At 69.8% G+C, this 18,966-nt stretch carries 15 protein-coding genes and 3 pseudogenes; 8 read left to right on the forward strand and 10 right to left on the reverse strand.

The features are described from left to right. Window positions 1-333 precede the first annotated feature (333 nt). The 3 genes and pseudogenes from QMK28_RS06440 to trpS all read right to left on the reverse strand — a co-directional run. Window positions 334-1,174, reverse strand: a pseudogene (locus QMK28_RS06440) (YihY/virulence factor BrkB family protein); the annotation flags it as partial. Between the two features lie 215 nt (window positions 1,175-1,389). Continuing rightward, window positions 1,390-2,013 (reverse strand): 2'-5' RNA ligase family protein, encoded by a 624-nt coding sequence (locus QMK28_RS06445; RefSeq protein ID WP_326436020.1) that lies wholly within the window; start codon window positions 2,011-2,013, stop codon window positions 1,390-1,392. 202 nt (window positions 2,014-2,215) lie between these two features. Continuing rightward, a complete protein-coding gene (gene trpS, locus QMK28_RS06450) occupies window positions 2,216-3,229 on the reverse strand; it encodes a tryptophan--tRNA ligase (protein ID WP_326436021.1) in 1,014 nt (337 codons plus the stop codon). Window positions 3,230-3,536: 307 nt separating this feature from the next. Between trpS and rocD the strand changes: the two genes are divergently transcribed. The 3 genes and pseudogenes from rocD (at window position 3,537) to QMK28_RS06465 (ending at window position 6,391) form a co-directional block, all read left to right on the forward strand. After that, window positions 3,537-4,739, forward strand: coding sequence for an ornithine--oxo-acid transaminase (gene rocD / locus QMK28_RS06455; protein ID WP_326436022.1), 1,203 nt, complete (start codon window positions 3,537-3,539; stop codon window positions 4,737-4,739). Window positions 4,740-4,881: 142 nt separating this feature from the next. Beyond that, window positions 4,882-5,697: pseudogene (locus QMK28_RS06460) on the forward strand (hypothetical protein); the annotation flags it as partial. A 106-nt stretch (window positions 5,698-5,803) separates the two neighbouring features. Beyond that, complete coding sequence (locus QMK28_RS06465; protein ID WP_326436023.1) at window positions 5,804-6,391, forward strand: carboxymuconolactone decarboxylase family protein; 588 nt, start codon at window positions 5,804-5,806, stop codon at window positions 6,389-6,391. 131 nt (window positions 6,392-6,522) lie between these two features. Here QMK28_RS06465 and QMK28_RS06470 read toward each other — a convergent pair whose 3' ends face one another. The 5 genes from QMK28_RS06470 to QMK28_RS06490 all read right to left on the reverse strand — a co-directional run bounded on the left by QMK28_RS06470 (window position 6,523) and on the right by QMK28_RS06490 (window position 14,263). Beyond that, window positions 6,523-7,488, reverse strand: coding sequence for an ABC transporter substrate-binding protein (locus QMK28_RS06470; RefSeq protein ID WP_326436024.1), 966 nt, complete (start codon window positions 7,486-7,488; stop codon window positions 6,523-6,525). Window positions 7,489-7,615: 127 nt separating this feature from the next. After that, complete coding sequence (locus QMK28_RS06475) at window positions 7,616-9,652, reverse strand: ABC transporter permease subunit (RefSeq protein WP_326436025.1); 2,037 nt, start codon at window positions 9,650-9,652, stop codon at window positions 7,616-7,618. Then, window positions 9,649-10,725: a quaternary amine ABC transporter ATP-binding protein gene (locus QMK28_RS06480; RefSeq protein ID WP_326436066.1), complete on the reverse strand. Its 1,077-nt coding sequence runs from the start codon at window positions 10,723-10,725 to the stop codon at window positions 9,649-9,651. The genes QMK28_RS06475 and QMK28_RS06480 overlap by 4 nt, the downstream gene beginning before the upstream one ends. 293 nt (window positions 10,726-11,018) lie before the next feature. Then, entirely contained in the window at window positions 11,019-12,653 is a 1,635-nt protein-coding gene (locus QMK28_RS06485; protein WP_326436026.1) for a GMC family oxidoreductase, read from the reverse strand. Window positions 12,654-12,760: 107 nt separating this feature from the next. After that, entirely contained in the window at window positions 12,761-14,263 is a 1,503-nt protein-coding gene (locus QMK28_RS06490; protein ID WP_443050560.1) for an aldehyde dehydrogenase family protein, read from the reverse strand. A 389-nt stretch (window positions 14,264-14,652) separates the two neighbouring features. On the opposite strand from QMK28_RS06490, the pseudogene QMK28_RS06495 reads away from it, so the two are divergent. Further along, a pseudogene (locus tag QMK28_RS06495) lies at window positions 14,653-14,799 on the forward strand (Uma2 family endonuclease); the annotation flags it as partial. A gap of 11 nt (window positions 14,800-14,810) precedes the next feature. On the opposite strand, the gene QMK28_RS06500 reads toward QMK28_RS06495, so the two are convergent. Together QMK28_RS06500 and QMK28_RS06505 are read right to left on the reverse strand one after the other, a co-directional pair. Beyond that, the gene (locus tag QMK28_RS06500) at window positions 14,811-15,203 is read right to left on the reverse strand and encodes an SET domain-containing protein (RefSeq protein WP_326436028.1); all 393 of its coding nucleotides are present in this window, start codon (window positions 15,201-15,203) and stop codon (window positions 14,811-14,813) included. A 20-nt stretch (window positions 15,204-15,223) separates the two neighbouring features. Beyond that, window positions 15,224-15,487, reverse strand: coding sequence for a hypothetical protein (locus QMK28_RS06505; protein ID WP_326436029.1), 264 nt, complete (start codon window positions 15,485-15,487; stop codon window positions 15,224-15,226). Window positions 15,488-15,832: 345 nt separating this feature from the next. Between QMK28_RS06505 and QMK28_RS06510 the strand changes: the two genes are divergently transcribed. The 4 genes from QMK28_RS06510 (at window position 15,833) to QMK28_RS06525 (ending at window position 18,951) form a co-directional block, all read left to right on the forward strand. Then, the gene (locus QMK28_RS06510; RefSeq protein ID WP_326436030.1) at window positions 15,833-16,744 is read left to right on the forward strand and encodes a helix-turn-helix domain-containing protein; all 912 of its coding nucleotides are present in this window, start codon (window positions 15,833-15,835) and stop codon (window positions 16,742-16,744) included. Window positions 16,745-16,811: 67 nt separating this feature from the next. Then, on the forward strand, window positions 16,812-17,600 hold the full coding sequence (locus QMK28_RS06515; RefSeq protein WP_326436031.1) for a TIGR04255 family protein: 789 nt from the start codon (window positions 16,812-16,814) through the stop codon (window positions 17,598-17,600). Next, complete coding sequence (locus QMK28_RS06520) at window positions 17,590-18,240, forward strand: hypothetical protein (protein WP_326436032.1); 651 nt, start codon at window positions 17,590-17,592, stop codon at window positions 18,238-18,240. The genes QMK28_RS06515 and QMK28_RS06520 overlap by 11 nt, the downstream gene beginning before the upstream one ends. A 3-nt stretch (window positions 18,241-18,243) precedes the next feature. Further along, window positions 18,244-18,951 (forward strand): hypothetical protein, encoded by a 708-nt coding sequence (locus QMK28_RS06525; RefSeq protein WP_326436033.1) that lies wholly within the window; start codon window positions 18,244-18,246, stop codon window positions 18,949-18,951. The last annotated feature ends 15 nt before the right edge of the window (window positions 18,952-18,966 follow it).

The following is an 18,966-nucleotide window of genomic DNA, read 5'->3' on the forward strand; positions in this document are numbered from 1 at the left end:
ATCACCTTTCTGGGCGGGCGTCCTCACTTCCGGAGCGGGCCTCGTCCGGCGCGCGGGCCCCCTCCGGCGCGCGGGCCCCCTCCGGCGCGCGGGCGGCGCTTGCGCGCCCCATGCTCACGCCGTTGCCGCCGTTGCCGCCGTTGCCGCCGGATTCGCCGGATTCGCCGGATTCAGTGCTACTCGCGGGGATGCGGATGGCAGCGGCGGGGCGAGCCCCCATCTCCGCGCCGCTCTCACCGCCGTTCCCACCGCCGTTCTCCGCGTCGGCCATGACCTCGGCCTCGGCCAGCGTCGCGGCCTGCTCCGCGGTCTCGGAGAGGCTTCGCTCGTCGTGCCGCGCCGCCGTCCAGGCCGCGCAGAACAGCAGCAGCTTGGCTGTGAAGTTGATCCACAGCAGCAGCGCGATGGGCGTGCCGAACGCGCCGTACATGCTCTTCGACGCGACGCCTTGGAGATAGCCGCTGATCAGGATCTTGAGCACCTCGAAGCCGACCGCGCCGATCAAGCCCGCGACGATCAGCGCGCGGCGCGGCGGGGACACTCCGGGCAGCCACGTCAGTACGTACAGCAGCAGCAGGAAGTCGGCGCCGACCGCCGCCAGGAAGGCCGCCAGCCGCAGCAGCCAGCTGCCGACCCCGTTCTCGGGGATGCCGATGAGGTCCGCTGCCCAGCCGACCGCGCTGACGGCGAAGGCCGACACGCCCAGCGAGACCAGCGCGACCCCACCGAGGCCGAGCAGCACACCGCCGTCCTTGAGCTTGCGCAGCAGCGGGTTGCCGGGGGGCGCATCGCGCTCCCAGACCGCGCGCAGGCACTCGCGCAGCGACTCGACCCAGCCCATGCCGGTGAAGAGGAGCAGCGCTCCGGCGATGACGCCGACGGTGCCCGCGTTCTGGACGAGCCCGTCCAGATTGAGCTGGTCCGCGATGCCCGGCACCTGGTCGGCGATCTTCTTCTGCAGGTCGTCGAGCTGCCCCTGGGTGAGCAGCGCCGCGCCGATCGCCGCAGCGACCGTGATCAGCGGGAAGAGGGCCACGAAACTGGTGAAGGTGATCGCGGCGGCCAGCCGCGTCCAGCGCACGCGGTCCAGCCGCTCGTACGACCGCCACGCGTGGGTTCGCATCAACCGCGCGACAACAGGTCCGATCAAAGGCAGACGGGTCAACCAATCCATGGTCAACACCTACCCCTTCATCGAGGTTTTCGTCGTCATCTGTGGCTCTCCGTACCCTTCGGCGCGATCACGGTCGGTGACTGCCGCTGGGCGGCCGGCCGGAAGGCCAGGGTTCGCGTACCCCGAAATCGCAGACAAGTAGCCCAGACAGCGGACAGGCAGCCCAGGCAGGTAGCCGGAGCCGCGCTGATTACGCTGCTGAAGCCTGCGACCGGTCAGCTACGCGGCGCCGCGGCCCTCAGGGAAGGGCCGGGGGGCCTGGTCAGGGCTGAGTCCGCGGGTGTCTCCGCCTGGCGCGGCAGGTCCACGGTGGGACCGCCGCCGAAAGGGTATTCGCGCTCCAGCCGCCAGACGCCGTCCTCGCCCTGCTCGTACAGGGCGAAGCCGTTGGCCGTCCAGGCCGCCTCGAAGTCCGCCAGCTCCGCGTAGGCCCGGTCCATGGCCTCCTCGGCGATGCCGTGGGCGACGGTGACGTGCGGGTGGTACGGGAACTGCAATTCGCGCGCCACCGGCCCTGAGGCCTCTCTGACCCGCTTCTGGAGCCATGCGCAGGACGCCGCGCCTTCGGTGAGCTTCACGAAGACGACAGGCGACAGCGGGCGGAAGGTGTCGGTGCCCTCCAGTCGCATCGGGAACGGGAGCCCCGCGGCGGCGATCTCCGCCAGGTGCTGCTCGATGGCCGGCAGCGCCGCGACGTCGGCCTCGGTGGGCGGCAGCAGGGTGACGTGGGTGGGAATGCCGTGCGCGGCAGGGTCGCCGAAGCCTGCGCGGCGCTCCTGGAGGAAGCTGCCGTGCGGCTCCGGTACCGCGATCGACACGCCGAGCGTTACGGTCCCCACGTCGCCCTCCTCCGCTGTCCTGATGCTCCGGTGCGTCCTGGCGCGTACCGGTCCGTGGTGCGCACGCGGTGCGCTGATGTCAGTGTGCCGGGCGGGTCGCCCTCTGTGCGAGCTTCGCTGGTCCCCGGCCTGCGGGACCATGGCCCCGGCGTCCGGGGGCCTCCGGCACGTTTGGGGCCGGCGCCCCGCCCGGGGCCGTCGGCTAGTGCTTCGCGGGCAGGAAGCCCACCTTGTCGTAGGCCACCGCCAGGGTCTCCGCAGCGACGGCGCGGGCCTTCTCCGCGCCCTTGGCGAGGATCGAGTCCAGCGTCTCGGTGTCGTCCAGATATTCCTGGGTGCGCGACCGGAACGGTGTCACCCACTCCACCATGACTTCGGCGAGGTCGGTCTTCAGCGCACCGTAGCCCTTGCCCTCGTACTTATGCTCCAGTTCCGGGATTGCCGTGCCGGTGAGGGTGGAGTAGATGGTGAGCAGGTTGCTGACGCCGGGCTTCTCCTGCGCGTCGAAGCGGATCTCGGTCCCGGTGTCGGTCATCGCGCTCTTGATCTTCTTCGCCGACGCCTTGGGCTCGTCGAGGAGGTTGATCAGGCCCTTCGGCGAGGACGCCGACTTGCTCATCTTCGCGGTCGGGTCCTGCAGGTCGTAGATCTTCGCCGTCTCCTTGACGATGTGCGGCGAGGGGATCGTGAAGGTGCTGCCGAACCGGCTGTTGAAACGCTCGGCGAGGTCGCGCGTCAGCTCGATGTGCTGGCGCTGGTCCTCACCCACGGGGACCGAGTTCGCCTGGTAGAGCAGGATGTCGGCGACCTGGAGCACCGGGTAGGTGAAGAGGCCCACGGTGGCGCGGTCGGCGCCCTGCTTGGCGGTCTTGTCCTTGAACTGCGTCATCCGGGAGGCCTCGCCGAAGCCCGTGATGCAGTTCATCACCCAGCCGAGCTGCGCGTGCTCGGGCACATGGCTCTGGATGAAGAGCGTGCAGCGCTCCGGGTCCAGACCGGCCGCGAGCAGCTGGGCGGCGGCGAGCCGGGTGTTGGCGCGCAGCTCCGCCGGGTCCTGCGGCACGGTGATCGCGTGCAGGTCCACCACCATGTAGAACGCGTCGTGGGTTTCCTGCAGAGCCACGTACTGCCGGATCGCGCCGAGGTAGTTCCCGAGGTGGAACGAACCTGCGGTGGGCTGGATGCCGGAGAGGGCACGGGGACGTTCGAGGGCCATGGCAGCCATTCTCTCAGGTGCGGAACCGATCTTCGGCCCGCGGTGTATGAACAGTGTGCACAGTGCGCTCGGCGTGGCCGCTGCGCGCGGCGGTGGGGCGTGAGGCGGCGCTGACCGAGGCCGTTCTGCGGGTCCTGGCGGTTCAAGGCGGCCGGCTGAGACCCGGCCCAGAAAGACCCAGCCCGGAAAGACCAGCCCGGACACCGGTCCCCGCCGCAAGGTTTCTTCGCGTTCCCACCGAGCGACGATAGAAATAGGCAGCAAACCGCCCTGCCACCGAACCGCCCCGACACCGAACGGAGCACCCGTGACGAAAACGGCACGCAGCATCACCGCCGCCGAGGCCCACAGTGCGCACAACTACCACCCGCTCCCGCTCGTCGTCGCGTCCGCCGAGGGCGCGTGGATGACCGACGTCGAGGGTCGCCGCTACCTCGACATGCTCGCCGGGTATTCGGCGCTCAACTTCGGACACGGCAACCGGCGGCTGATCGACGCCGCGAAGGCCCAGTTGGACCGGGTGACGCTGACGTCCCGCGCCTTCCACCACGACCGTTTCGCCGACTTCTGCACCCAGCTCGCCGAGTTGTGCGGCATGGAGATGGTGCTGCCGATGAACACGGGCGCGGAGGCCGTCGAGACGGCGGTCAAGACCGCCCGGAAGTGGGGCTACCGCGTCAAGGGCGTCCCGGACGGCAAGGCGAAGATCATCGTCGCGGACAACAACTTCCACGGCCGGACCACGACCATCGTCAGCTTCTCGACCGACCCGGAGGCCCGCGCCGACTTCGGCCCGTACACGCCGGGCTTCGAGATCGTGCCGTACGGCGACCTGGCGGCGCTGGAAGCGGCCGTGGACGACAACACGGTGGCCGTCCTGCTGGAGCCGATCCAGGGCGAGGCCGGGGTCCTGGTGCCGCCGCCCGGCTATCTGGCCGGCGTCCGGCAGCTCACCAGCGACCGGAACGTGCTGTTCATCGCGGACGAGATCCAGTCCGGCCTCGGCCGCACCGGGAAGACCTTCGCGTGTGAGCACGAGGACGTCGTCCCGGACATGTACGTCCTGGGCAAGGCGCTCGGCGGCGGTGTCGTGCCGGTGTCCGCCGTGGTCTCCTCCGCGGCCGTGCTGGGCGTGTTCCGGGCCGGTGAGCACGGCTCGACCTTCGGCGGCAATCCACTCGCCTGCGCGGTCGCGCTGGAGGTCATCGCCATGCTGCGCGGCGGCGAGTTCCAGCAGCGCGCCACCGAGCTGGGCGACCACCTGCACCAGGAGCTGGGCCTGCTCGTCGGCGGCTCGGTCGAGGCGGTACGCGGCCGCGGCCTGTGGGCCGGCGTGGACATCGCGCCCGCGCTCGGCACCGGCCTGCAGGTCTCGGAGAAGCTGATGGACCGCGGTGTGCTGGTCAAGGACACCCACGGCAGCACCATCCGGATCGCCCCGCCGCTGGTCATCAGCAAGGAGGACCTGGACTGGGGGCTCGACCAGCTGCGCGCCGTCCTGGACAGCTGACCTGGAAAGCTGACCTGGACCGGGGGCTCGACCAGTCGCGCGCCGTCCAGGAGGGTGGGGATCGCCCCGGGGTGATCCCGGTGCGGTCTCCGGTGTGATCTCCGGCGTGCCGACGTTCTAGAGTCGATCCGTGCTCCTTGGGATGATTTGCGCGTTCGGCTCGGCGGTCTGCTTCGGCACCGCATCCGTCCTCCAGGCTGTCGCGGCGCGGGCCACCGCGCCCGGCACCGGCTCCGGGGTGGACCCGAAGCTGCTGCTCCGGGCGCTGCGCCAGTGGCGGTACACCGCCGGGCTCGCGCTGGACGGGTTCGGCTTCCTGCTGGAGCTGGTCGCGCTGCGCTCACTGCCCATCTACGCGGTGGGCGCGGCGCTGGCCGCGAGCCTCGCGGTGACCGCGGTGGTCGCCGCCCGGCTGCTCAAGGTCCGGCTCTCGCGCGCGGAGTGGACCGCGGTCGCCGTGGTGGTCGGCGGGCTGGCCCTGCTCGGCCTCGCCTCGGGTGAGGAGGGGCACCGCGCGGGCTCGACGGCGCTGCGGCTCGGGGTGCTGTGCGTGGCGGTCGCCGTGCTCGCGGCGGGCGCGCTCGCGGGCCGCCTCCCGGACCGGGCGAGGGCGGCTGCCCTCGGGTTCGGCGCGGGCTGCGGCTTCGGCGTCGTCGAGGTCGCGGTCCGGCTGATCGACGACCTGTCGCCCGCCGCCGTACTGGCCAACCCCGCCACGTACGCCCTGCTCATCGGCGGCGGTGCGGCCTTCCTGCTGCTCACCTCGGCCCTGCAACGCGGCTCGGTGACCGTCGCCACCGCCGGCATGGTCATCGGCGAGACCCTGGGCCCGGCCCTGGCGGGCGTCCTGTGGCTCGGCGACCGTACGCGCGAGGGGCTGGAGCCGCTGGCCTTCGTGGGCTTCGCGCTCGCCGTGGCCGGCGCGCTGGCGCTGGCCCGCTTCGGCGAGGCCCCGACGCCGGTCGAAGCCCCTGTCCCGGTCCCCGCCGCGCCGAAAATGGCCCACGATTCCGGGACGGAAATGGACCCTGCCCCCGGGCCGGCGGCGTCCTACCGTAGAAGCCATGACGACGGATCAGAACACGGGCCAGAACACGGCTCAGAGCACAACGGATCAGAGCACACACGGGCACAGCGGCCGGATCAACCTGTACAAGATCGCCCCTGACTTCTACAAGGCGATGATCAACCTCGACGCGGCGGCCAGGAAGGGCGTCGACCCGGTCTTGGCCGAGCTGGTCAAGATCCGGGCCTCGCAGATCAACCACTGCGCGTTCTGCATCGACATGCATGTGCAGGAGGCGCGGGCGGCGGGCGAGACCGAGGCGCGCGTCTATCTCCTCAACGCCTGGGAGGAGGCCCCCGGCCACTACACGGAGAAGGAGCAGGCGGCGCTCGCGCTCACCGAGGCGGTCACCGTCCTGACCGACGGCTTCGTGCCGGACGCGGTGTACGAGCGCGCGGCGAAGCACCTGGACGAGGCCGAGCTGGGCGGGGTCCTCAGCCTCATCGTCGTCATCAACTCATGGAACCGGATCAGCGTGGCGACCCGCACCACGCCGGGCCAGTTCAAGGCCGGCAAGGCTGCCAAGGCCGCGGAGGCCGACAAGCCCGCCAAGCCCGGCGAGGCCGCTGCGGCGAACCAGGCATGAACGGCGGGCGCGCCCCGCGCCCCCCACCACACGCAGCGCGCCCCCGGACACCTGGTGTCCGGGGGCGCGCCGATCTCCCGCAGTAATCCGCGGCGATCAGCAGCGAAGCGATCCGCAGCGATCAGCGAAAACTACTTCTTCTTCGGCATCCACTTCTTCCAGACGTCCGGGTTCTCCTTGACCCACTTCGCGGCAGCCGCGTCCGGGGACAGCTTCTCTCCCGCGATCATCTGAGCGACCTTGTTCTGGTCCTTGGTCGTCCACTGGAAGTTCTTCAGGAACGTCGCCGCGTTCCCGCCGTCCTTCGCGAAGTCGGCGTTGAAGTACTTCTGGAGCGGCGTGTTCGGGTAGCCGCACTTGATCGTCTTCTTGTCCGCGTCACACCCGTCGGTGTGCTTCGGGAGCTTGACCTCGACCAGCTTCACCTGGCTGTTGAGCCACTGCGGGTTCCACCAGTAGGTGATGAACGGCTTCTTGGCCTTGTAGTTCTGCTTGATCTCGGTGATCTGCGCGGCCTCGGAGCCGGCGTACTTCGTCTTGTAGTTCAGCTTGAGGTTCTTGATGATCGCGTCATCGTTGGTGACGTAGTCCGGCGAACCCTCAAGCAGGCCGCCCTTGCCGCCGCTCTCCGAGGTCTTGAAGTCGTCCGCGTACTTGTTGAGGTTCTTCCACTCGGTGACGTCCGGGTGCTTGTCCGCGAAGTACTTCGGGACGAACCAGCCGATGTGGCCGGTGACGCCGAGGTCGCCGCCCTTGACGACCGTCTTCTTGTCGGCGACGTACTGCTTCTCCTGCTTGGGGTGGCCCCAGTCCTCCAGGATGGCGTCCGTGTCGCCCTTGCTCAGTGCGTCCCAGGCGAGCACCTCGCCCATCTGCTGCGGCTTGACCTTGTAGTCGAGCTCCTTCTCCAGCAGGTGCGTCGCGACGGCGACGTTGGCTTCCGCGCCGACCCAGGACGGGACCGTCAGGTTCACGGTCTTGGAGCCGCCGACGTCCTTCTTGCCGGTCTCGGCTGCGCCGCACGCGCTGAGCGCGAGCAGGCAGAGGGCTCCGGTGGCGGCCACTGCAGTTCTACGGACCCGCGTGCTGTTACGCATGATGAGTTGTCTCTCTTCTCGGAACTTATGTGAATTTGTACGAACTTGAACAATCTTGCGTGAGATTGTGTGATTTAGCACGAGCTTGCGTGGGCTTGTGTGCACTTGTTTTCCGGTCCGCGCCCACTCACTGGTTCTTGCGCACCGCGCTGGTGGGCTGGGTGACCCGGTCCAGCATCAAACCGAGGCAGACGATGGCCACCCCGGCCGTCAGACCGACCCCGAGTTCGCCTCGGGACAGGCCCTTGACGACGTCGTAGCCGAGCGCGCCACCGCCGGTCATGCCGCCGACGACGACCACCGCGAGCACCAGCACCACGCCCTGGTTGACCGCGAGCAGCAGTGCCGGGCGGGCCAGCGGGAGCTGGACCTGGCGCAGTTGCTGCGCGCTGGTCGCACCCATGGAGCGGGCGGCCTCCAGCGCTGCCGGGTTGACCTCCTTGACCCCCTGGGTGGTGATCCGGACGACGGCGGGCAGCGCGTAGATGACGGCGGCGGCGATCGCGGCGGAGCGGCTGACGTTGAACAGCGCCACCACCGGGATCAGATAGACGAACTGCGGCATCGTCTGGAGCACGTCGAGCACCGGCCGCAGCCAGCGCTCGACCCAGCCGACGCGCGCCGCCACGATGCCGATGGCGAAGCCGAGCACCAGCGTCAGCGCGAGGCCCGCGAGCACCTGGGACAGCGTGTCCAGGGACTTCGGCCAGACGCCGAGCACGCCGACCGCCGCCATGGCGAGGGTCGCGGTGAGCGCGGTGCGCCAGGTGCCGACCAGCCAGGCCAGCGCCGCGACCACGAGCAGCAGCGACCACCAGGGCATGCCGGCCAGGCCGTCGCGCAGCGGGTTGAGGAACCACTCGGTGAAGTTCCCGGCCCAGACCTGGGTGCCGCCGAAGACGGGCACGTCCCGCTGGATGTGGTCGACCATCCACTCCTGGAACTTGTTCACCGGGGTGGAGATCTCGTACGTCCAGGCGGCGGGCCAGAGCTTGGCTCCGGCCGCCGCGCCGGCCACGACGGCCGCCACCGCGCCCACGACGACCAGGGCCCAGGCGCGCCAGCCGTGCAGCAGCCGGGCGGCGCCGGTGGAGTCGGCCGGGGCCGCGGCGCCGAGCCGCTCGCCTGCGGCCTCGGTCGTACGGTCCAGCCAGACGGCGATCAGCACGATCGGGACGCCGGCGGCGAGCGCCTGGCCGATGTCGACGGTGGACAGCGCCTGGTAGACCTCGTCACCCAGGCCGCCCGCGCCGATCAGCGAGGCGATGACGACCATCGACAGCGCCATCATGATCGTCTGGTTGAGGCCGAGCAGCATCTCCTTGCGGGCCAGCGGCAGCCGTGCGGTCCACAGCCGCTGCAAGGGGCTCGCGCCGAGCGAGGCCGAGGCTTCCAGCACGCCCGGGTCCGCGCCGCGCAGTCCCAGCGAGGTCAGCCGGGCCATCGGCGGCGCCGCGTAGATGACGGTCGAGAACAGCGCGGCCGGCGCGCCCGTGCCGAAGACCAGCACGAACGGCAGCAGGTACGCGAAGGCCGGCATGACCTGCATGGTGTCGAGCACCGGGCGCAGCGCCCGGTTGAACCGGTCGGACAGGCCGGCGGCCAGCCCGAGCAGTACGCCGAGCAGCGCGGCGACGGCGACCGAGACCACCATCAGCGCGAGGGTGTTCATGGCCGGCTCCCACATCCCGAGCAGCCCGCACATCGCGAAGGTGACAAGCGCGATGGCCGCCACCTTCACGCCCTTGCGGCCGAGGCCGCCGGCCCGCCAGGAGATCAGCACGGCGGCGACCGTCATGCCGATCCAGCCCAGCGAGTCGAGCCCGCTGTAGACGGCGTCGACGGCGTCGGTGGCCGTGTTGCTCAGGTGCAGCAGGAAGTACAGGAAGATCGGGCTGGTGTCGCGGTTGTCCAGAATCCACTGGTTGAGGTCGTCCAGCGGGCCCGATACGTCGATGCTGAGCGCGGCGGGCCAGCTGTCGTTGCCCCACACGATCGCGCCGATGGGCACCAGCACCAGTGCGGCGAAGGCGAGCAGCAGCAGTTTGCCGCCGACGCGGTGCCGCACCAGGGCCATGAACGGTCCGGACGGTCCTGAGCCGTCACCGGCTGTGCCGGGTGGCTCGCTGTTGTCGCTCTTGGCGACAGTGGCTGTGGCCGTCATGCGGCCACCGCCTCGTTATCCAGACCCGCCACAACGGCCAGCAGCCGCTGGTGGTCGACGATGCCCAGGCACCGGCCGTCCTCGACGACGCGTGCGGAACCGTTACTGCGGGCGACCGCCTCGATCGCGGCGGCGACGGTGGAGTCGGGGGTGACGGCGGGGCCGTTCTCGGCCTCGTCGCCGCGGGCGGGCCGCATGGCGGTGCGTACCGTCATGACCTGCTCGCGCGGCACGTCGCGGACGAAGTCGCGTACGTAGTCGTCGGCCGGCGAGCCGACGATCTCTTCCGGGGTGCCGAGCTGCACGATCTTGCCGTCGCGCATCAGCGCGATGCGGTCGCCGAGGCGCAGCGCCTCGTTGAGGTCGTGGGTGATGAAGACCATGGTGCGGCCCTCCTCGCGGTGCAGGCGGATGACTTCTTCCTGCATGTCGCGGCGGATGAGCGGGTCGAGCGCGCTGAACGGCTCGTCGAAGAGCAGCACCTCGGGGTCGACGGCGAGCGCGCGGGCCAGCCCGACGCGCTGCTGCTGACCGCCGGAGAGCTGGCCGGGACGGCGGCTCTCCAGGCCGGCGAGGCCGACCTTCTCCACGGTCTCGGACGCCTTCGCGCGGCGTTCGCTGCGGCCCATGCCCTGGATCTCCAGGCCGTACGCGACGTTGTCGAGCACGGAGCGGTGCGGCAGCAGGCCGAAGTGCTGGAAGACCATGGCGGCACGGTGCCGGCGCAGCTCGCGCAGCCGCGAGCGGTCCATGGCGCGTACGTCCTCGCCGTCCATCGTGATGTCGCCGCTGGTCGGCTCGATGAGCCGGGTCAGGCAGCGTACGAGGGTCGACTTGCCGGAGCCGGACAGGCCCATGACAACGAAGACTTCGCCCTGCTTGACGTCGAAGGAGACATCGCGGACGGCGGCGGTGCAGCCGGTCCGCTCGCGCAGTTCCGCGGCGGAGAGGTCGGCCACGTCGGGGTTGTTCGGGATGCGGTCGGCCTTCGGTCCGAAGACCTTCCACAGGTTGCGGACCGAGAAGACGATCTCTCGCTCGGCGTCGGCCTCAGCGGCGGCTTCGGCGGCGATCGCGTCGGGGCGGGCGTCGACGACGGCCGCGTCGGCGGCCAGCTCGGCGTCGGTCTTGGCGGCGCTCGCCGGGGCGGCCGGGGCGGCCGGTGCCTTCTTCAGGTCGGCGGCGGCCTTGACCGCGCCGGCGCGATCCGGGCCGGACGCGCTCTTCTTGACCTTCGCGGTGTCCGCGGCGGCGGGAGTATCCGTGCCGACGGGAGTATCGGCGACGGCAGGAGCATCCACGCCGTCCTCGGTGCGGGGCTCGGTGCGGGGCTCGGGTATGTCAGACGTGCCGTTGGCGGTAGCCATCAGGCATCACCTCCAGGGCTCGTGGCTGAACGAAGCTGTTCGGGTGTGCTTTCGCTGGTGCTGTCGCTTACACGTTCTGTTGCACATTCGGTTACACGTTCTGTCGCATATTCATTGGCGCTGCGGAGCAGTTCGGAAGCCTTCTCTCCGACCATCAGGACGCCGATCATGGGGTTCACCGACGGCATCGTCGGGAACACGGACGCGTCGGCGATGCGGATGCCGTCGAGGCCGCGGATCTTCAGATCCGGTCCCACCACGGCCAGTTCATCGGTGGAGGCACCCATTCGGCAGGTGCCCGCCGGGTGGTAGACGGTGTGCGCGACCTGCCGGGCGTAGGCCGAGATCTCCTCGTCGGAGGTGACTTCCGGCCCCGGGCAGACCTCGCGCTTGAGCCAGTGCGCGAGCGGCTCGGTCTTGGCGATCTCGCGGGCGATCTTGATGCCGTCGACCAGCGTCTTGCCGTCGTAGTCGTCCTCGTCCGTGAAGTACCGGAAGTCGAGGGCGGGCTTGACAGCCGGGTCGGCGCTGGTGAGGTAGAGCCGGCCGCGGCTGCGCGGCTTGGGGATGTTCGGGGTCATCGACACCCCGTGCTCCGGCTTCTTGTAGCCGATGCGCTCCGGGTTGTCGGTGAACGGGATCTGGTAGAAGTGGAACATCAGGTCCGGGCCGTGCGACTCGGGGTCGCGGCGGACGAAGAGTCCGGCGTCCGAGTCCATCGCGGAGTTCTCCGGAATCGGCCCGTCGGTCTCCCAGACGATGACCGACTCGGGGTGGTCGAGCAGGTTCTCGCCGACGCCCGGCAGGTCGTGCAGCACCGGGATGCCGAGCGCTTCGAGGTCCGCCTTCGGCCCGATGCCCGAGTGCATCAGCAGCCGCGGGGTGTCCACCGCGCCCGCGCAGACCAGGACCTCGCGGGACGCCTCGACGAGGATCTCCTCGCCGTCCTTGGTCCGTACGTGCACGCCGGTCGCCCGGGTGCCGTCCAGCTCCAGCTTGTGCGCCCAGGTCTCCAGCATGATGTGCAGGTTCGGGCGGTCGCCGGCCTCGATGTGCGGGTGCAGATAGGCGACCGACGCGGAGGAGCGCTTGTTGTTCTCCGGGTGGTACGCGAGGTCGAAGAAGCCGACGCCCTCGTGGAACGGCGCCTTGTTGAAGCCCTCGACGCGCGGCACGCCGATCGCCTCCTGCGCGGCGTCCACGAAGTCACGCGCGATGGCGTTCCGGTCCTTCTCGTCCACGGGGACGATGTTGTTGCGCAGCTTGCCGAAGTACGGCTCCATCGCCGCCGCGCCCCAGCCCTCGGCGCCCGCGTCCGCCCACTCGTCCCAGTCGCCCGGCAGCGGCTTGAACGAGATGAGCGTGTTGTGCGAGGAGCAGCCCCCGAGCACCCGGGCCCGGCTGTGCCGGATGTACGAGTTGCCGCGCGGCTGCGCCACCGTCGGGTAGTCGTAGTCCAGCTCGCCGCCGAGCAGACCGAGCCAGCGGCGCAGCGTGAGCACCTCGGGCCGGTCGATGTCGGAGGGGCCGCCCTCGATGACGGCCACGCGGATGTCCGGGTCCTCGGTGAGCCGGGAGGCGATCACCGATCCCGCGGTGCCACCGCCGATCACGACATAGTCGTACACGGGCATGGGGGTTGCTCCTCTGCTGCTACTGCTGCTGCTCTGCTGCTACCGCTGCCGTTGCCGCGACGGCAAAGTGCTTGACGTAATAGGGCGTTTCAGCCCGAAAGCGGCTATCAGCCCGCGAACCAGCGGACCGGGGCCGGGCGGAGGTTCTCGTAGACATGCTTGGACTCCCGGTACTCGGCCAGGCCGGCCGGGCCCAGCTCGCGGCCGACGCCGGACTTGCCGAAGCCGCCCCACTCCGCCTGCGGGAGGTACGGGTGGAAGTCGTTGATCCAGACCGTGCCGTGCCGCATCTGCCCGGCGAAGCGCCGGGCGCGGGCGGTGTCGGCGGACCAGACCGCGCCGGCGAGCCCGTACTCGGTGTCGTTGGCCAGCTCCAGCGCCTCGTCCTCGGTCAGGAACGTCTCGACCGTGAGGATCGGGCCGAAGGTCTCCTCGCGGACGACCTTCATCTTGCGGTGGCAGTTGTCCAGCACGGTCGGCGAGTAGAAGTAGCCGGTGGCCGGGCGGACGGCGGACGGCGCGGGGCGGGAGCCGCCGCTGCGCAGCTGAGCGCCTTCGACGAGGGCCGAGGCGACGTACGCCTCGGTCTTGGCGAGCTGCTGCGCCGAGACGAGCGGCCCGCACTCGACGCCTTCCTCGGTACCGCGGCCGAGCTTGATCTTCTCGGCGCGGCGGGCGAGTTCGGCGACGAAGCGGTCGCGCACGGACTCCTCGATGATGAGCCGCGCGCCGGCCGAGCAGACCTGGCCGCTGTGGATGAACGCGGCGTTCAGCGCCTGGTCGACGGCGGTGTCGAAGCCGTCCTCGGTCGCGCAGGAGTCGGCGAAGACGACGTTGGGGTTCTTGCCGCCGAGCTCCAGCGCGACCTTCTTGACGCCGGGCGCGGCGGCCTGGGCCACCTTGGTGCCGCTCGCGAGACCGCCGGTGAAGGAGACGAGGTCCACGTCCGGGTGCTCGGCCAGCCGGGCCCCGACGGGGTCGCCCGCGCCGGTCACCAGGTTGGCGACGCCGGCCGGCAGTCCGGCCTCGACCAGCAGCTTGATCAGGTGCACGGTGGTCAGCGGGGTGACCTCGCTGGGCTTGATCACGAAGGTGTTGCCCGCGGCGATCGCCGGGGCCACCTTCCAGCTGGCCTGCAACAGCGGGTAGTTCCACGGGGTGATCAACGCGCAGACGCCGACCGGCTCGTGCACGACGATGCTGTGCACGTCGGGCGAGCCCGCGTCCACGACCCGGCCGCCGCCCTCGTTGATCACGAGGTCGGCGAAGTAGCGGAAGGCGTTGGTGACGTCGTCGACGTCGATCCGGCCCTCTTCCAGGGTCTTGCCGGTGTCGTGGCTCTCGATCAGCCCGATCTCCTCGCGGTCCCGCTGCAGCAGGTCGGCGACCCGGCGCAGCAGCGCGGCCCGCTCGGCGACCGTGGTCTGCCGCCAGGGGCCGGAGTCGAACGCACGACGGGCCGCGGCGACCGCTGCGTCGGTGTCGTCCGCTCCGCCCTCGGCCACGACCGCGAGGGTCGTAGCGTCGGCGGGGTCGAGGACCTCCCGCTGCGCGCCGGATATGGCGGTTTGCCACACCCCGTCCACATGAATGGTCTCAACTGCCGACACGTCTGTTCTGCCTTCCATCAACCGAAATGCTGCACGCCAGCCTTGCTGGCAAATTGGACCCCTCCCCCGAAGCGGCCGACCTATGCCTAGAGACTGGCTGAAAGTGTTCTCTCTCACGCGATCGTTATGCGGTGCAATTCACTGGAATACGGGCGATAAGCCAACCAAAGGCCCGGATTCGGAGGGTTTGCGATCTTCGACTTCGGCGGCGGCCCGGTCGCCTCCGGCGCAGCACCCTTGCCCGGTTCCAGCCGTCCGCAGCGTTGGGGCGATGCCCAATGCGAGCCGGTTCCGGCTCATCGCGCAGCGCGTGGCCTGCCCCGGGTGCGTATCGTTGAAGAACGCGGCTGCACGTGTCACGCGGCAGCGGGGAGGAGCGCACGGTGACCATGGAACTGACCGGCAGGATCGAGATGGCCGAGAGCGACGAGCCGAACTTGGACGACCTGTTCGACCGGCTGGAGCGGATGCCCGTCCCCGAGGGCTACAAGGTCGAGATCGTCGAGGGGGCCGTCTACATGTCGCCGCAGCGGAATGCGCGGCAAGCTCACACCGGGAACCACAGCTCGTTCTTGCCGCCGTCGGTGTAGTCGACGGTGATCTCCCGCCCGGCCGCGATGTCCTCGACCGCCACGAATTCGACCACGCCCGCGTCGAAATCCTTGCGGTACCGCGCCAGGGGCGAGGCAGCGTGGTTGTACAGGCTGCCCCAGCCGAGCGCGATCGCGGCGGCTTCGCCGGCCCAGTTGAAGTAGTAGTTGAAGAGGTGGGTGCGGTCCAGCAGACCGCGCTCCGCAGCCGGGACGACCAGTACGGGACAGCGCTCGACCACCTCGCCGGCACGGAACGCACGCGTGGCGAAGACGCCCCGGCTGTGGATGTCGGAGGAGCGCATTTCCAGCCCGCCCATGGTCTCGCTCATGCTCGCGCTCGTGCTCATGCTCGCGCTCGTGCTCGCGCTCATGCCTTGACCGCCCGGTAGAAGCAGTCCGGCTCGCCCAGCATCCCCAGGTCGCCCCGCTCCCGGATTCTGGTCCGGTGGTACGGCGACAGGTCGGCCGCGCTGCCGACGACGCTCAGCTCCATCCCGGCGTCGGCGAACTGCCGCACGAGCAGCGCGGCGGGCACGATCAGCTTGCTGTACTCGACCTGACCCCGCAGCAGTGGGCGACGTTCGTCGAGTTCGCAGCCGGCCGACCCTCGGCGTGAGCCGTTAGAGCACAAAGCCGCAGGTCCTGCCGGGTCGGGGGTTTCCGCGACCCGGCGGGCCGCGACGCGCGGGGCCCCGACGCCTTAAAAAAGAACTGGGGAAAGAAACAACCAACCAACCCCACCAACTCCCCTTTGTCACTAGATCAGGTGACGAGGTGGCGGTTGTGCGGATTGGCGCGGTACGGTCGCGCCACAACCACACAAAGCGACGGCCCCCGGCGGGACAGCAATCCCGGACCGAGGGCCTGATCACAAGGAAGCAGCAACTTCCCGATGACGTCACCAAAGTCTAACGCGCGCGTTTCCGCACGCCCACGGCATCCGCACCCGCAGCCGCACCCGTCGGCCTCCGGGGTCGTGCACATCCGCCACCGCCACGAGTCGCACTTCACCGTGGTCGGCAATCACCTCGCCCAGCACCCGCACCTCTCCGCGACCGCCCTCGGCGTCGCCGTACGCATCCAGTCGCTGCCGGACGGGGCCAAGGTCGGCATCAAGGCCCTCGCCGACCACTTCAGCGAAGGCGAGGACCGCCTCGCCGCCGCCCTGAACGAACTGGAGGCGGCGGGCTACCTCCAGCGCTGCAAGGAACGGGCGGCGGGCCAGCGCATCGTGACCCGTACGACGTTCTACGAGCGGCCCGGCGAGGCCGCCCAACCACCCGTACGCCGCGTTCAGTTGACGAAGCGCACCGCGACCTTCCCCACCCGCCCGCACCCCACCCAGGAGCAGCGGCCCCAGCACCGCCCCACTCCCGAGCCGCCGAGGTACGAGCCGAAGCCGGAGCCGAAGCCAGAGCGGGGGCAGGAGCGCGGGCCGGAGCCAGAGCCGGGGCCGGGGCCGGGGCCGGAGCCGGAGCCGGGGCCGGAGCCGCGCCGCCCCGTGTCGCCCCTCTTCCGCCGGACCGCCGCCGATCTGCTGGCCGGTCTGCGCGGCGCGGACGCGCGGCTGACCGTGTCCGTACGGGACGTGGAGCGACTGACGCCCGCCGTCTGCGCGTGGCTGGAGCGCGGCGTACCGCCGGAGCAGGTGGCCCGTACGCTCTCCGGCGCACTGCCCGCCGGGGAGATCCGCTGGCCCGCCAGACTCCTGGCCCACCGGCTGTCCGCATGGCTCCCGCCCGCACTCCCGACGGCTCCCCCACCCTTCGCCCCAGCCACCGCACGCCCAGCCCCGCTCCGGAACTGCAACGGCTGCGACCGCGCCTTCAGAACCACCGACTCCGGTCCCGCCCGCTGCCGCGACTGCCGTACGCGGCCCGCGCCCTAGCAAGACCGCCCGACAGCCGGTTGCATGTCTGGTTGTCGTTTTGGTTTCCAGTCGCTACGTTGGCTTTATGGGGCCCCGTGAGATCTATTCGAATCCACCGTTGGCGCTGACCGTCGTGGAACTACGCCACACAGCGACATCCGCTCTGACAGACGCCGACCAGGCGTCCCTGAAGGCATGCCTTGCGGACAGCTTCCCGCTCGCCAAGCCCGCCCGCAGGGTGAATGTCACCATGTCGTCGGCAGGCATCAACCAGGAGCAGCTGCTCGACCCCAGGTACATGGCCCGCGACAACGCGACCGCCATCACCTACCGCACTGACGCCATCGTCGTTGAGACCACCCGTTACGAACGTCGAAGCAACCTCCGGGCGCTGCTGCGCCAAGCCGTCGAGGCGCGGCAGAAGGTCGCGCCGGCCGACGGCATCGAGCGCCTCGGCATCCGCTATATCAACGAAGTCCGCGCTCCCGGCGTCGAACGTTCCGGGGACTGGGCCAAGTGGATCACTCCCGCCCTCACCGGCATTGTCAGCCTGACGTCGGGCAGCGACCACAACGCGCAGTCCTGGCAGGGCATGGCGGTCTTCGGCGACACGTCCTCGGGTGCCGTGCTGCGGCACGGGATCTTCGACGGCTACGCGGTGGACCCAACCGGTGATCTACGACGCGCCACTCCTCCGCCCGGACCGTTCTACCTCGTCGACCTCGACTGTTACTGGGCGCCTGAGAGCGCCCCGCCGCTGGACTGGGAGAACATCGAGTCCCGCTTCGACGCCGCCGCACTCAGCGCGTACAGCCTGTTCGAACAGCTGATCACTGATGAATACCGACAGGAGGTGCTCCGCTGTGACTGGTGACATCCAGCGCGCAGCCCGTACGCCCACCGCGCCGACCGCTGGCCTCGTGGAACCGCATGAGCCCACTTCCACGTCCGCCAGCCAGCTGTTCGACCTGGCCGAGAGGGCCGGATCACTGCGCAGCACCACCAAGCACATCCACGAAAGCTCCAGCGAGCTCCACAAGGAAGTTCTCTTCCATTCCTGGCAGCGCGGCACCACCGAGCGGGGCAAGCTGGCGCCCAAGGTGCTGCTGGAGGAACTCGCAGATCTCGGCTTCGCCTGGCGCGACGTCGCCCGCATGCTCAGCGTCAGCGTCCCCGCCATTCAGAAGTGGCGCCGCGCAGGAAAGCCCAGCGGCGAGAACCGCGGGAGACTCGCCAACCTGCTCGCCCTGTGCGACGAAATCACCGAGCAGTACCACATCCAAGAAGTCGCCTCATGGTTTGAAATGCCGCTCACATCAGACGCACCCGTCACACCCATCGACCTCTACGCCGAGGAACGACCCGAACTCGTCCTCGAACACGCCAGCGGGCACAGTGACGTCGAGCAGATTCTCACCTCGTACGACCCCGAGTGGCGCGAGCGCTTCCGGTCCGACTTCGAGGTCTACCTCGACACGGACGGAGCCATGTCCATCCGCCCCAAGGGTGTATGACGAGTGGCACATGAGATGGAAAAGCCGGGAGATCCCGCGGACCTGTACCTCGCCCTGGGCGAGGACATCATTGCCGCACGTCCGATCCTCACCGGAGACGTCTTCGACGGTGTCGAGATCACAGACACGGACGGCACCTCAATCCGCCGCACGATCATGGTCCTCGACCACCCCTGTTCGCTGCGCACCGACGGCGTCAAACTGACGTCACGGCTGACGGCGGCCGAGGTGGCCCGCACCCAGCCCGCCAGTTGGCGCGGCAGCTTCAACCGGATGCTTCTCCCTGCGCCGTTCCCGGGCGCGGACGGCAAAGCGCACCCCTGCGCGGCGTTCTTCGATACCTGCTACCACCTCTCACCGGAGCAGCTCGAAGCCGGCACCCGCATTGCGTGCCTGAGCCACCAGGGCATCAACCTCCTGTTGCAGCGCCGGGTAAAACACTTCAGCCGCGTCACCGTTCCCACATTCGAGTTCCAGGAGGCCAACCAAGGGGTCTACGAGGAAGCGGATGTGATCGAAGAGTGGTGCACGTCGCGGGAGGACGACGGGGTCAAGCTCTCCGAGGCAACGGCAGAGTGCGTCTGCTGGCTCCGGGAGAAGCCAGTAGACCGCAGCCGCCAGGACATGCTCAAGGACGCGCAACAGCGCAGCACCGTGCGCAAACAGATGCGGAACCGGCTCAAGGAGCTGCGCATCGGCAGCACCCCCTAGAGCCCCCCGCCCCGA

Origin of the sequence: Streptomyces sp. H27-D2, assembly GCF_035828615.1 — a bacterium.
Taxonomy (GTDB): Bacteria; Actinomycetota; Actinomycetes; order Streptomycetales; family Streptomycetaceae; genus Streptomyces.

What these genes read in the sequence shown, in the direction of transcription:
- trpS (WP_326436021.1), bottom strand. Translation starts at nt 3,229, where the DNA reads ATGGCCCTCGAACGTCCCCGTGCCCTCTCCGGCATCCAGCCCACCGCA.
- QMK28_RS06515 (WP_326436031.1), top strand. Translation starts at nt 16,812, where the DNA reads ATGGGGCCCCGTGAGATCTATTCGAATCCACCGTTGGCGCTGACCGTC.
- QMK28_RS06475 (WP_326436025.1), bottom strand. Translation starts at nt 9,652, where the DNA reads ATGACGGCCACAGCCACTGTCGCCAAGAGCGACAACAGCGAGCCACCC.
- QMK28_RS06470 (WP_326436024.1), bottom strand. Translation starts at nt 7,488, where the DNA reads ATGCGTAACAGCACGCGGGTCCGTAGAACTGCAGTGGCCGCCACCGGA.
- QMK28_RS06465 (WP_326436023.1), top strand. Translation starts at nt 5,804, where the DNA reads ATGACGACGGATCAGAACACGGGCCAGAACACGGCTCAGAGCACAACG.
- QMK28_RS06485 (WP_326436026.1), bottom strand. Translation starts at nt 12,653, where the DNA reads ATGCCCGTGTACGACTATGTCGTGATCGGCGGTGGCACCGCGGGATCG.
- QMK28_RS06500 (WP_326436028.1), bottom strand. Translation starts at nt 15,203, where the DNA reads ATGAGCACGAGCGCGAGCATGAGCGAGACCATGGGCGGGCTGGAAATG.